The sequence below is a fragment of the Hyphomicrobium methylovorum genome (assembly GCF_013626205.1).
GTDB classification, from domain to species: Bacteria; Pseudomonadota; Alphaproteobacteria; order Rhizobiales; family Hyphomicrobiaceae; genus Hyphomicrobium_B; species Hyphomicrobium_B methylovorum.
Map to the genome: position 1 here is coordinate 1,413,813 of NZ_QHJE01000001.1, position 12,437 is coordinate 1,426,249.

The window sequence follows — 12,437 nt, forward strand, 5'->3', positions numbered from 1 at the left end:
TTGGCGCCGACGCTTGCCTCAGGCAGCCTCAGCCGCCGTGCGAATAGCCGAGATGTTTGCCGCGTAGCTCGCCTGTGAACCGCCCTTGAAGACGGCCGAACCGGCGACGAGCACGTTCGCGCCAGCCTTGATGACGAGCGGCGCCGTTTCCGGCGTGATGCCGCCATCGATCTCGATGTCGATCGGGCGGTCGCCGACAAGCGCCTTCACCTGCCGCACTTTGTCGACCACGGACGTGATGAACGATTGCCCGCCGAACCCCGGATTGACCGTCATCAAGAGCACGAGATCGACGCGATCAAGAACATGCTCGATTGCAGCAGCCGGCGTCGAAGGATTGAGCGAAACGCCGGCGCGCTTGCCCAGCGCGCGGATGGCTTGCAGCGAACGATCGAGATGCGGTCCGGCTTCGGCATGAACCGTGATGATGTCCGCGCCCGCCGCGGCGAAGTCTGCCAGATACGGATCGGCCGGGGCGATCATCAGATGCACATCGAAAATCTTCTTCGACGCGCCGCGCACCGCTTTGATGACCGGCGCACCGAACGTGATGTTTGGAACGAAGTGCCCGTCCATCACGTCGCAATGAATCCAGTCGGCACCGGCTGCGTCTACGGCACGGATTTCGTCGCTCAACTTACCGAAGTCGGCCGAGAGGATCGAGGGAGCAATGATAACTTGGCGCGTCACGATTTTCTTCCAATCTTAGCTCGAAGCGATTTCAAAGAACGCGGCGACGTCGCTCAACAAGCTGCAGGATGAGCGGCGTCAAGATCAGCTGCATCGCGAGGTCGAGCTTGCTCCCCGGAATGACGATTGAGTTTGCACGCGACATAAAACTATCGTGCAGCATCGACAAAAGGTAGGCAAAGTCAATTCCACGCGGTTCTTTGAAACGGATGATAACCATGGATTCGTCCGGCGTCGGAATCCAGCGTGCGATGAAGGGATCCGACGTGTCGACGGTCGGGATGCGCTGGAAATTGATGTCCGTTTGCGCGAACTGCGGGCAGATGTATTTCACATAGTCCGGCATGCGCCGCAGGATCGCCTGCGTGACCTCTTCAGTGGTGTAGCCGCGCTCGGTTCGATCGCGCTGGATTTTCTGTATCCACTCCAGATTGATGACCGGAACCACACCAATTTTCAAATCCGCATGTTGGGCGAGATCGACGTGATCGGTCTTCACCGCGCCGTGCAGGCCTTCGTAAAACATCAGGTCGGTGTCCGGCTCGATGTCTGTCCAAGGCGTGAAGGACCCTATCGGAGTGCCTGTGGCTTTCTGTTCCGCGGCATCATGGATGTAGAGTCGCGTCTTACCCTGGCCCGTCTCGCCGTAGGTGCAGAACAGCTTTTCGAGATCTCCGAGGAGATTCGCTTCGATACCGAAGTGACTGAAGTTGGGGTTGCCGCGCTTTGCGGCGGCCTTCATCGCCTTTTCCATATCGCTGCGATCGAAGCGATGAAATGCGTCGCCCTGCACGAACGCGGCGCGAACATGCTCACGGCGGAAAATCTGCTCGAACGTCTGCCTGACGGACGACGTGCCAGCGCCCGAGGAACCGGTGACAGAAATGATGGGATGCTTGATCGACATCTGCGGGATTCAAACCATGGTTGGGTGGAGACGATTGCGGAGGCTCATGGCAGAGCCCGAAACAGTCCGCGGCGACCGAACAGTGGTGAGTGGTCGCTTTTGAACTCGTGCCCGCTGTAGATGCGCATCACGCGATCAACTTCGTTGCGCGAACCGCAGATGAGCGGCGTGCGTTGATGGAGCGTCGAGGGGATGACGTCCAGAATGCGTTCGCGGCCGGTGGTTGCGTGACCGCCCGCCTGCTCAATCAGCCAGCTGAGCGGACTGGCTTCATAGATCAGCCGGATGCGCCCTTGCTGGAAACCTTTCCGGCTGTCTCCCGGATAGAGATAGATGCCGCCGCGAGTGAGAATGCGATAGATGTCGGCGACCGGCGATCCGGTCCAACGCATATTGAAATCATGTCCGCGCGGCCCGTTGGCGCCGTTCTCGCAATCGTGGATGTAAATGCGGATGGGCTCGTCCCAATGGCGGGCGTTCGACGTGTTGATCGCATATTCGGCGGTTTCCGATGGCACGTCGAGGCCGCGCGCCGTCATCCGATACACCTTCGCTTCTCGATCGAGAGTGAAGACGTGCGTACCGACGCCGACTGTCAGAACGAAAACCGTTTGCGGGCCATAGAGCACGAAGCCAGCGGCGAGCTGATGCGAGCCCGGACGCAGGAACGCTGCTTCACCAGTCGACGAGGGATGACGAGGCAGGATCGAAAAGATCGTTCCGTAAGAGACGTTCGCTTCGACGTTCGATGAGCCGTCGAGCGGATCGGTGGCGACGAGCAGCGGCGCATCGGGCTTCAGCGCGATCGGTTCTTCAGCTTCTTCAGAGGCAATGGCGGCGACCGGAGCTGACTGCAATGCATCGACGATCATTCGATTGGCGAGAAGGTCAATTTCCTTCTGCTCGTCGAACTCGCCTGCATTGTTGACAACACGGCTGAGCTGGCCGCCGAGCGCGCCACGTCCCGCCACTTCGGACAGCAGCATGCTGGCTTCGGCTAGCGCCAGGATCGTATCCGAAACCTGACGGCGTGTTCGGCCCTCAAGTGTCCAGTCCGTGAGATAGTCTTGTAGAGTTGAGAAACCCATCCATCCCTTCCAGTTGCCGCGGGTAGAACTGTCCGGATTCTATCTAATCCTAGTTCCTAATAAGAAGCGAGATAGACCGGCTCACTCGACCGTGCATAGGCAAGTCGCAGTGCGATATTCGGCCGCCCTGCCAAGGCGCGGAGAGGCGCGTGATTGCTGACCGTACCGCTGCGACCGGCTTTTAGGCGGCTGAAAGCTGTTAAGCACGTCAGCAAGAATGGACGCAGCTCGCCGCTCGGCCGCAGGCGAAATGCCGCCTACGCATCAGTCGCCGTAGTCGTCGATTGTCGAAAAGGCATGGCGCAGCGCCTCTGACCAATCCGCTGACAACTTGCGGAAATATGGGTCCTCGGCCTCAATGCGCACTTCGCGCGTCAGATCGAGCGAGCCCGCTTCATAGATGACGAGATCGAGCGGTGTGCCGACCGAGAGGTTCGAGCGCAGCGTCGAGTCGAACGATAGCAGCAGAAGCTTCACGGCCTCACCAAGGCTCATATCGCGGCGCGCGACTCGGTCCAAAATGGGCTTGCCGTACTTATGCTCGCCGATTTGGAAGAACGGGGTGTCGTCTCCCGCTTCTATGAAGTTTCCTTCGGGATAGATCTGGAACAGGCGAGGACGCTCGTCCTTGATCTGCCCGCCGAAGATGAAGTGGCTGTTGAAATTTATTCTGCTGGCTTTGAGAGCTTCGCCATCGATGCGGCGCGCTTCCCGAACGGCGTCACCCACGATGCGGGTCGCGCGATACATGTTCGTGGCGTTGAAAAGCGTCGGTCGCTCATCGTCGTCCGACGCCGCTTCATTGAGAAGGCTGAGGACGGACTGCGTTACGGCGAGATTGCCGGCGCTCATAAGAACGAGCAGGCGATCTCCCGGCTGTCGCCAAGTCTGAAGTTTGCGATATTGCGCGATGTTGTCGAGGCCCGCGTTGGTGCGCGTGTCGGCGGCGAAAACCAGCCCCCGGTCCAGCCGAAGTGCCACGGCGTAGGTCATTCGTTTATTTCCGGTGGTCGTCGCGAGGCCGCGTGGCGGCCGCTCAAACGAAATCGCGCAAGGCAGAGGATCGCAGCAAGAATGGATGCGCGCCTCAACCGCGCATCCCGGAGCAATCGCGCGGCGCCGGACGACCATCCAGCGCCGCGCGTAAGCTTAGAACAGGCCCTGGATGTTGCCGTTTTCGTCGAGACGGATCGTGTCCGCGGACGGCACTTTCGGCAGGCCCGGCATCGTCATGATTTCACCGGTCACGACGACGATGAACTCCGCACCCGCTGCAAGCCGCAACTCACGGATCGGCACGATATGGCCGGTCGGCGCGCCGCGCTTCGTCGGATCGGTCGAGAACGAATACTGCGTCTTCGCCATGCAGACAGGGAAGTGCCCGAAGCCAGCAGCTTCGAATTCCTTGAACTGCGCTTCGACGCTTGCGTCGCAGGCGATGTCCGCGGCGTGATAGATTTCCGTCGCGATGGTCTTCACCTTGTCACGCAACTTCATCTCAGCCGGGTACAGCGGTTTGAAGTCCGCCTTGTTTTCATCGATCACTTTGACGACGTGGTGAGCGAGATCCTCGGTTCCCTTGCCGCCATCAGACCAGTGCGTGCAAAGGAACGCCTTGGTGCCGAGACTTTCAGCCGCCTTTTGGATTTCGGCGACTTCAGCATCCGTATCGGTGACGAACTTGTTGATCGCGACAACGGCCGGAACGCCGAACTTGTTCACGTTCTCGATGTGGCGCGAGAGGTTGGCGCATCCGGCTGCAACAGCCGCTGCGTTCTCGTTCTTCAGATCTTCCTTGGCGACGCCACCGTGCATCTTCAGTGCGCGGACCGTGGCAACGATGACAACCGCGGACGGCGCAATGCCCGCCTTCCGGCACTTGATGTCGAAGAACTTCTCAGCGCCGAGGTCAGCGCCGAAGCCCGCTTCCGTCACAACGTAGTCGGCGAGCTTGAGCGCGGTGCGCGTTGCGAGAACGGAGTTGCAACCGTGCGCGATGTTTGCGAACGGACCGCCGTGGATGAACGCCGGATTGTTTTCGAGCGTCTGCACCAGGTTCGGCTGCAGCGCGTCCTTCAACAGAACGGTCATTGCGCCGTCGGCCTTGAGGTCGCGTGCGCGGATCGGCTTCTTATCGCGCGTGTAAGCGACGACGATGTTGCCGAGACGGTTCTCGAGGTCTTTCAGATCCTTCGACAGGCAAAGGATAGCCATAACTTCCGAAGCGACCGTGATGTCGAAACCGCTTTCGCGCGGGTAACCGTTCGCAACGCCGCCGAGCGAATTGACGATCGAGCGCAGCGCGCGGTCGTTCATGTCGAGGACGCGCTTCCAGGTCACGCGGCGAGAATCGATGCCGAGGGCGTTGCCCCAATAGATGTGGTTGTCGATCAACGCGCTCAGCAGGTTGTGGGCGCTGGTGATCGCGTGGAAATCGCCGGTGAAGTGAAGATTGATATCTTCCATCGGTACGACCTGGGCGTAACCGCCACCTGCCGCGCCGCCCTTCATGCCGAAGCACGGTCCGAGCGAGGGCTCACGCAGAGCCATGATCGCCTTCTTGCCGATGCGGTTCAGGCCATCGCCGAGGCCGACCGTGGTCGTGGTCTTGCCTTCGCCCGCGGGCGTCGGGCTGATCGCCGTCACCAGGATCAGCTTGCCGTCTTTGTTGCCTTCGAGCTGGTTAATATAGTCGAAGGACACCTTCGCCTTCGTCCAGCCGAAAGGAACGAGCGCTTCTGCGGGAACGCCGATTTTGGCAGCGACCTCCGTTATCGGCTTGGTTTTCGCTTCGCGCGCAATCTCAATGTCGGACTTGACGGCCACGAGTACTTCCTCCCGGATATTTTTAGCTTGAGTTGGGATCCAATTTTTGGTCAGCGCGGGATATTGTACTTTCGCGAGGCGCGCGCCAAGCGCCTGCGACTATAATATACCGTCAGCGGATAACTGGCCGCTGGCCCAGCGCAATTTGGTGTTCTTCAGCCTCGCTAGGCGGCTCCCAGAATGGCAGCGGCGCTATAAATCGCCAATACCGCGAATATGTACAGATCGGAAATCATTGCAACGTTCTCCGAAGCCGTGCGCTCCGGTCTTAACGTGTGATTGGCTCCCGCCAAGCCGTAGAAAATGGCACCGGCGATCGCGGCAGGCAAAGTCCATCCCGGTTGCACGATCGACAGCAAGCCGAGCGACCCGATTGCGAAGTTTGCGAACCCTAGTTCGCGAATAACCACAAGCGCGGCCGGGTCTTGAATGCGGAAGATCGTCTGAGCGGTGAACGAGGGTTGAGCGATCTGGCTCACCGCCGCCAACATGAGGCGCAGGCCCACGCCCCAGAATACGAACCACTTTCCGATCAATGCCAGGAGGCTGGCACCATTGGCGAAATATATGGACTCGATAAAAACGGACGCGATGGGGAAGAGCACCATAAAGAGCAGGACGATCAGCAGATGCATGCGACTTCCTCCGATATGAGTCTCATGACCATATTTGGCGGCGCGCGCAGGATTAGCAGAGCTCCGTGTTCTCTCCAATGCTGCGTATGGGATGCACCCTCCCCCTGTCCGCAATTGCCGCGCTGCAATCGCTTGACCGCCGCGCGGCCGACTGCTTGCTTCCGCGGCGGGGCGGACAGCACGGGGAACCACAGTCATGGCCAGACTTCATGCGCGATCGAGTATCGGCAACGAGCCGTCGGATGTCGCGATCGAAACAGTTGCTCATCGCGGCGACGGCGTATTCACGATTCTGATCTCGGCGCTGGCGCTTCTCTTCTCGGGTTACAGCTTATGGGAAAGCTCGCTCAAGGCGCCCGCGCTCGAAGTTTTCGTGCCGCCCGTCATTCACTACACATCGCCCTATAACAACACGAACTTCGAAGTCATTCAGGTTCCAGTGACGATCCTCAATGACGGCGGCCGAACGGGAACGGTGCTTTCGATGCGGCTCGAAGCGACGAACACCAAGACCAAAGAGAAGAAAAATTTCTACGCCGCTGACTTCGGGCGCTGGTCGATGGAGAAGACGCGCAATCTTAGTTACGAGCCCTTCGCGCCTATGCCTCTCGCGGGCAAAGCAAGCCGAACAGAAACTATTCTCTTCTATACGAAGGGACCTGAAGAAAAGCCGGATCAGCTTATCCGTGAGCCGGGCACTTATCATTTCCGGCTGATACTCGACGAAGCCACATCGGAAGGGTTTGGATTTCTCGATCGCTTTGGCGTTCGCGGCCCTGCTGAAGTTTCCTTCGACATGGACCTGCGCGAGTACGATGCCCGCGCATTTCAAGTCGGGACGCTGCCGCTCTATTCGACAAGCGGACAATCAGCGAAAAGCACTAACCAAGAGCCGCACTGAATCTTGCTGCTTCGTTAACGCACGTCACCGATCGACTTTACGAATCCGTATGTACCGCTTCTCGCGCGCATCAGCATAGGTTCGCGGCGGTCGTTAGATTCGTCACCGAACGGCATGCCAATCGCCGGATCGATGTGTCGACGACGCGAAGTAGATCGCCGCGGGCGCTCAGATGCTTTCGGCTGGCTCAAGGAGATGCACTATGAAGACGTTACTCGCCGCCGCAACATTCGCGGTGCTTGCATTCGGCTGCACCGGCGCAGCGAATGCGACTGCTGTCTCGGGCGTACACGCTGCGAAAAGCTCGACCATCGTTTCAAACGTGACGTGGCACCGTCATCACAAGCACCGCAAGTGCGCTGTTCGCCATGGCCACCGCCATTGCTGGTGGCGTTAAGTTTCTGCTCATCGCTTTCCAGACGTTCCCTAGGGGGTGGTGCCGTGCACTGCCCCTCTTTTTTTGCGCAAAGCGCGTAGCGCGGGTTTAGGGAAGCGCTCTCACCACGAGCACCGTGGCGTTATCCTGATAGGGCTCGCGGATCGATTCAACCGCGCGGATGAGCGCTTTCGCGACGGCCGCAGCACCATCGTTCGCGTAGCCTTGAATGATGCGCGCAATCTCCGCCGTATCGAGCGTCGCGATGCCGTCACTCGCCAGCACGACATAGTCACCGGCTTCGAGCGTCAAAGGACGGCGAGAGACGTCCAGCAAATCGATGTCTTCTCCGGTGACGGCGGATCGCAGCATGTGGCGGCGCGGATCGCGGCGGGCTTCATTCGCCGTGAGTTTGCCTTCGGCGACAAGACGATCGAGTTCCGGGGCAAGCGAATGGTCTTCGTTCAAGACTGCAACTTCGCCACGCCGGAAGAGGAACAGCGGACTGTCTCCGACGCTGACCCACTCAATGCCTGAACGGTTGAATGCCGTGCCGATCAGCGTCGAACCCATGCCTGACAGCAACGGGTTTTCCTTGATCTTCGCGGCGATGGCTGCGTTGGCCGCGCGAAGCGCGGAGATCAGGCGATCGGTTGTCGATCCTGCCGTTCCCGAGCCGACCGCGGCTAGAAACTTTTCGCATGCCGTCCGGCTCGCGAGCGCGCCACCTGCGTGACCGCCCATGCCGTCTGCAAGAACGGCAAACCCGCCGAGATCATGTGCAGCCGCTTCGCTCGCCAAAGAAACGGTTTGACCGCCCTCTGGCCAGAAAGCGGCAGAGTCTTCCTGGTAATCTCTGGCTCCGCGCGTCGCGGCGATTGCATGCTCGAACGGCGGCATTCGATCCTTAGGCGTCGGAAATCTCGGACCAGTCAAACTCACTGCCGCAGAACGGCAAAAAGGCGACTTGGGTTCGCCCGAGCGTGATCACGTCCATGGGCTGCAGCGGCACAGGGCCCGCCGGTCTCTTGTCGTTGACCGAGACGACGTTGGTCTTAGCAAGATTTGGCACAAAGAGGAAAGACCGATCGCTCGAATCGTAGCGCAGATAGGCTTGGGCTTCGTTCGAGATCGCGTCATCGCCGAAATCGAGGGGGATGCGATTGTCGGCGGAGCGTCCGACGGTGTTGTTTCCCTCGAAAATCGGCCGGTAGGAGCCAAGGCCCGGCCCACCGACAATAATCAGGAAGCCGACCACCGGATCACGCTCGAACGTGCCGCGGACGATGGGCTGGCGCCCCCGGACGAGGACGGTGCGCGGCGCGGTTTCTTCTTCCACGGGCGCTTTCGCTGGTTTTTCGTGGCGGACCACGCGGGTTGTCGGCGGATGATCGGAATCGCTCGCGGCGGCAATGACCGGCAACGGTGGCGGTTCCGTCGGTTCGGTGCGCGCAAGACGCGCCGCTTCCTCGGCGCTGAGGCTGCGCGGTTTATCGGCGGGCGCGGGAAGATCTGCGCTGGCGCTTTCCGGAGCGGAGCCAGCGGGCGCAGCTGCTACGGCCACGGGCGCGAGGGTGTCGTCACGACCGGCCGCCATGAGGGCATCGCGAAGGGAACCGAGAAATTTATGCGCTTTCACAGGCTTTGCCTCGTGCCCTTCCGTCGTGTCGCCCCGCTCGACCGTCATGCTTGTGTCTCCTCGTCGATTTCAATGCGCGGCCTCAGCCGCGCGGTTATTGGTTTTAACGCAGGAACAAAAGCGTGGCCGGACGCCACCATTGCACTCTGGCCTAGACGTGGCCGTCGTGAAATCTCAGCCGGCCGGGGCCGAGCTGAATGAGATCGCCGTCATTGAGGCGCGCTTCGCAGCACTGCCGTCCGTTGACGATCAAACCATGTCCTTCGATGCCCGACAAATCAGTGATGTGCCAGTCGTTGTAATCTTCGCGATGAATTGCGGCGTGATAGCGGTGGACGGCCGCGTTCGAGATGCGAATATCATTGTCCGGTTCGCGTCCGATGCGCAGCATATCGCCAGCGATTTCGCAGCGAAGTCCGGCGCCTCCGGTGTCTATCTCTACGAACGGAAGGCGCATCGATACAGGCGCGGCGTCGGCTGGCAGCTCCGCCGCAAACGTGTCGTCAGGGCTTGGGCGGAACCGGCGCGTTGCATCTTCCGCGCGAGACGTGAACTGGATTATCCGTGAGATCAACGCGATGAGCGGCAAACTGAGCGCAAGAGCCAGACCGAGCACAAGCGCGGGCGCCACGCGATAGGCGTCCGATACCATCTGTGCCGAAAAACCTGTGGAAGGAGCGTTTTGCGCCGCGTTGCCGGAAAGCGTTACCGCGTAGGCCCAGCCGGCGAGCGTCGTCAAACAGCAAAAGGCCGTCGCTAGAGCGAGCAAAGTCGTCACTTTACGCAAAAGTTCCTGACCCATGGTCGCCGCCCAAATCGCTTGACGCGAATTTGGCATCCCTATGGCGGCGGCAAGATGGCCATAAAGCGACACGCGCGGGGAATTATTCATCCAGTGTTCATTGCCCGTCGATGCGCCACATTCTTGCGTCATGGGTGCGAAGCAGAGACAAGGGATGATCGACTTGGCGGTTCGGACAGATTTCGGCACGCCAATTCAGAAACACAACCACAAGCGCGATTGCCGCGCATGAGATCATGAGTCAACTTGTCGCCTTACCTGACGGCACGGAACTCGCGGGCGATTACAAAATCGTGCGCGTGCTTGGTGCTGGCGGATTTGGTGTCACGTATCTTGCGGAAGAGCCCGAGCTGACGCGCCAAGTCAGCATCAAGGAGTATTTTCCAAGCGATTTTGCTTCGCGGACCAAAGACCTGGAGGCGACGCCTCGGTCGGCCGGAAGCACGAGCGATTATAATTGGGGCCTCGACCGGTTCATCGAGGAAGCCCAGACTCTTGCGAAGTTCGATCACCACAACATCGTGAAGGTGTTCCGCATCTTCCGGGCGAACAACACCGCCTACATGGTGCTTCGCTTCGAAGAGGGCAAAAGCCTCAAGACGTGGCTGAAGGAACTTGGCCGCGCGCCACGGCAGAAAGAACTCGATCAGATCGTTGCGCCACTTCTCGACGCGCTCGAGGTGATCCACAAGGCCGACTTCCTGCATAGGGACATCGCGCCGGACAACATCATCATTCGCAGCAATGGCGATCCGGTGCTGATCGACTTTGGTGCCGCGCGCAGCGATATCGCCGCTCACTCAAAGACCAAGACGGTCTCGGCGCTGGTGAAGCCCGGCTATAGCCCTTACGAGCAATACGCTGAGACGAGCCGTCAGCAAGGACCCTGGACGGACATCTACGCTTTCGCGGCGACGCTCTATCATGCCGTTACCGGGAAGCGGCCGCCGGACTCACCTTCGCGCATGCTGAAAGACGAGATGGTGCCGGTGCGCGAAGCCGCACTCGGCGGCTATCGCAGCACGTTCCTCGAAGCTCTGCAGCAGGGACTGACGCTGGCCGTGGATGGCCGGCCGAAGTCGGTTGCAGCGTGGCGCGGTGCGTTGATGGCACCGGAGCCCGAGAGACCCGGAATTTTTCAGCGCTTCAAGGACAAGACCGAAGTCCGCCGTCGCAAGGATGAAGAGCAGCGCGCGGCCGAAGCCATCGTCAATACCGCGGTGCCGCCACCGCCTGACGCGCCCGGCCCTAAGGGTGGCCTGCTCGATTTTGTCGACTCGCTGAAATCGCCTGCCGCTGCGGTCGCCAATCCGCCGCCCGCGCCGCCGATTGCCAAAAAGCCAGCAGCTTCGGAAAAGGCGCGCGCCGAAAAGGCGGACAAGCCGAAGGCCGAAAAGAAAGCTGCCGAGAAGCGTGCGCCCTTGCCGCCGCCACCGCGCCCCGCTGCTGAAAAGCGCTCGAAATCCCGAGCACGGCCAAAGCCTGACGTTGCATCCCGACCGCTGACTCGTGGCCTCAAATCGAAGCTGATCATCGCGGCCGGTCTCGCCGCATTCGGCTTTGCCTTCCACGATCGACTGCCGCAGCTTCTTTTGGTGCAGCAGTCGAACATAACAACGGGTGCGCTTCCCGCTGCGCCCTCGTCTGACTTGCTGCTGCGGCAGGCGGCGGAAATCAAAGCGCACGACACCGCCATCGTGCATCTCGCGATCAGCGGCGACGGGCGGCACATCATAACCGGTGCGAAGACGCCGGAGCTTCGGGTCTGGTCGTTCGCCTCGCAGCAGCCAACGGGCACGATTGCGCTCGATGACGGCCCCGCAACGGCGATTGCCGTGCGCAACAACCGCGTCGCGACGGGACATGCGAACGGTGCGGTCGCGATTTACGACCTCGACAGCAAGCGGCGGCTCTTTCACTTCAAGCGCAATGACGCTCGCATCTGGTCCGTCGTCTTTGCGGGATCGGAGGATCGCGTGGCCGCGGCGGGACACGATTGGGCGATCACACTTTGGGAGACGTCATCGGAGAGCGCGCCTGCTGCCGTTCTCGAAGGCAGCGAGAATGCCGTACAAGCGCTGGCCTCCGATCCCTCCGGACAATGGCTCGCTTCAGGCGGCGCTGACCGGATTGTCCGGCTCTGGAATCTCGAAACCCGCGACGTGCGGCGTGTCTATCGCAGCAATGCCGATTTCATTTCGGCGCTGGCATTCTCTGGCGATGGCGGCAGCATCGCGAGCGGCGCTCTCGACGGCGCGGTGAAGATGCTCTCGACGGCAAACAACCGCACCCAGCGTCAGCTTGACCGGCATCCCGGTTCGGTGACGGCGGTTGCGTTCTCGGCGCCGCAGGATTTGCTGGCGTCAGCTTCAGAAGACGGGCTCGTGCGACTGAGGAGCCTGAAACGTCCGCGCACAGTCATCAAGCTGCCCGGTACCAATGTTGGCGCGGAATCCATCGCATTCACCAATGACGGACACACTCTCTTAACGGGTGGACGCGACGGTGTTCTCCGCTTCTGGACGCTGCCCGACGCGCTGGTCGCGCAAAGCAATTGATGGCAATGTCACAGC

At 60.4% G+C, this 12,437-nt stretch carries 12 protein-coding genes; 3 read left to right on the top strand and 9 right to left on the bottom strand.

What is annotated here, in order from left to right:
- Positions 1-18 precede the first annotated feature (18 nt).
- The 6 genes from rpe to DLM45_RS06955 form a co-directional block, all read right to left on the bottom strand.
- Positions 19-690, bottom strand: coding sequence for a ribulose-phosphate 3-epimerase (rpe, locus tag DLM45_RS06930; RefSeq protein ID WP_181336441.1), 672 nt, complete (start codon positions 688-690; stop codon positions 19-21).
- 31 nt (positions 691-721) lie between these two features.
- Positions 722-1,597 carry a phosphoribulokinase gene (locus DLM45_RS06935; protein WP_181336442.1) on the bottom strand — a complete coding sequence of 292 codons (876 nt, stop codon included), beginning with the start codon at positions 1,595-1,597 and terminating at the stop codon, positions 722-724.
- A 44-nt stretch (positions 1,598-1,641) separates the two neighbouring features.
- Positions 1,642-2,685 carry a class 1 fructose-bisphosphatase gene (locus DLM45_RS06940; protein WP_181336443.1) on the bottom strand — a complete coding sequence of 348 codons (1,044 nt, stop codon included), beginning with the start codon at positions 2,683-2,685 and terminating at the stop codon, positions 1,642-1,644.
- A 264-nt stretch (positions 2,686-2,949) separates the two neighbouring features.
- Positions 2,950-3,678 (bottom strand): proteasome-type protease, encoded by a 729-nt coding sequence (locus tag DLM45_RS06945; protein WP_181336444.1) that lies wholly within the window; start codon positions 3,676-3,678, stop codon positions 2,950-2,952.
- A 156-nt stretch (positions 3,679-3,834) separates the two neighbouring features.
- On the bottom strand, positions 3,835-5,511 hold the full coding sequence (locus DLM45_RS06950; protein WP_181336445.1) for a formate--tetrahydrofolate ligase: 1,677 nt from the start codon (positions 5,509-5,511) through the stop codon (positions 3,835-3,837).
- Positions 5,512-5,675: 164 nt separating this feature from the next.
- The gene (locus DLM45_RS06955) at positions 5,676-6,146 is read right to left on the bottom strand and encodes a DUF6790 family protein (RefSeq protein ID WP_181336446.1); all 471 of its coding nucleotides are present in this window, start codon (positions 6,144-6,146) and stop codon (positions 5,676-5,678) included.
- A gap of 196 nt (positions 6,147-6,342) precedes the next feature.
- Between DLM45_RS06955 and DLM45_RS06960 the strand changes: the two genes are divergently transcribed.
- Entirely contained in the window at positions 6,343-7,047 is a 705-nt protein-coding gene (locus DLM45_RS06960; RefSeq protein ID WP_181336447.1) for a hypothetical protein, read from the top strand.
- Between the two features lie 202 nt (positions 7,048-7,249).
- A complete protein-coding gene (locus DLM45_RS06965; protein WP_181336448.1) occupies positions 7,250-7,444 on the top strand; it encodes a hypothetical protein in 195 nt (64 codons plus the stop codon).
- 87 nt (positions 7,445-7,531) lie between these two features.
- Here the strand turns inward: DLM45_RS06965 and DLM45_RS06970 are convergent, their stop codons facing one another.
- The 3 genes from DLM45_RS06970 to DLM45_RS06980 form a co-directional block, all read right to left on the bottom strand.
- Positions 7,532-8,323 (bottom strand): PP2C family protein-serine/threonine phosphatase, encoded by a 792-nt coding sequence (locus DLM45_RS06970; protein ID WP_181336449.1) that lies wholly within the window; start codon positions 8,321-8,323, stop codon positions 7,532-7,534.
- Between the two features lie 7 nt (positions 8,324-8,330).
- The gene (locus tag DLM45_RS06975) at positions 8,331-9,110 is read right to left on the bottom strand and encodes an FHA domain-containing protein (RefSeq protein ID WP_181336450.1); all 780 of its coding nucleotides are present in this window, start codon (positions 9,108-9,110) and stop codon (positions 8,331-8,333) included.
- 103 nt (positions 9,111-9,213) lie between these two features.
- Positions 9,214-9,864, bottom strand: a complete 651-nt coding sequence (locus DLM45_RS06980) for an FHA domain-containing protein (protein ID WP_181336451.1) — start codon at positions 9,862-9,864, stop codon at positions 9,214-9,216.
- 236 nt (positions 9,865-10,100) lie between these two features.
- Here DLM45_RS06980 and DLM45_RS06985 point away from each other — a divergent pair, with 236 nt between their 5' ends.
- Positions 10,101-12,422 carry a serine/threonine-protein kinase gene (locus DLM45_RS06985; RefSeq protein WP_181336452.1) on the top strand — a complete coding sequence of 774 codons (2,322 nt, stop codon included), beginning with the start codon at positions 10,101-10,103 and terminating at the stop codon, positions 12,420-12,422.
- The last annotated feature ends 15 nt before the right edge of the window (positions 12,423-12,437 follow it).

What these genes read in the sequence shown, in the direction of transcription:
- DLM45_RS06985 (WP_181336452.1), top strand. Translation starts at nt 10,101, where the DNA reads ATGAGTCAACTTGTCGCCTTACCTGACGGCACGGAACTCGCGGGCGAT.
- DLM45_RS06960 (WP_181336447.1), top strand. Translation starts at nt 6,343, where the DNA reads ATGGCCAGACTTCATGCGCGATCGAGTATCGGCAACGAGCCGTCGGAT.
- DLM45_RS06975 (WP_181336450.1), bottom strand. Translation starts at nt 9,110, where the DNA reads ATGACGGTCGAGCGGGGCGACACGACGGAAGGGCACGAGGCAAAGCCT.
- DLM45_RS06965 (WP_181336448.1), top strand. Translation starts at nt 7,250, where the DNA reads ATGAAGACGTTACTCGCCGCCGCAACATTCGCGGTGCTTGCATTCGGC.
- DLM45_RS06945 (WP_181336444.1), bottom strand. Translation starts at nt 3,678, where the DNA reads ATGACCTACGCCGTGGCACTTCGGCTGGACCGGGGGCTGGTTTTCGCC.
- DLM45_RS06970 (WP_181336449.1), bottom strand. Translation starts at nt 8,323, where the DNA reads ATGCCGCCGTTCGAGCATGCAATCGCCGCGACGCGCGGAGCCAGAGAT.
- DLM45_RS06940 (WP_181336443.1), bottom strand. Translation starts at nt 2,685, where the DNA reads ATGGGTTTCTCAACTCTACAAGACTATCTCACGGACTGGACACTTGAG.
- DLM45_RS06935 (WP_181336442.1), bottom strand. Translation starts at nt 1,597, where the DNA reads ATGTCGATCAAGCATCCCATCATTTCTGTCACCGGTTCCTCGGGCGCT.
- DLM45_RS06980 (WP_181336451.1), bottom strand. Translation starts at nt 9,864, where the DNA reads ATGGGTCAGGAACTTTTGCGTAAAGTGACGACTTTGCTCGCTCTAGCG.
- DLM45_RS06955 (WP_181336446.1), bottom strand. Translation starts at nt 6,146, where the DNA reads ATGCATCTGCTGATCGTCCTGCTCTTTATGGTGCTCTTCCCCATCGCG.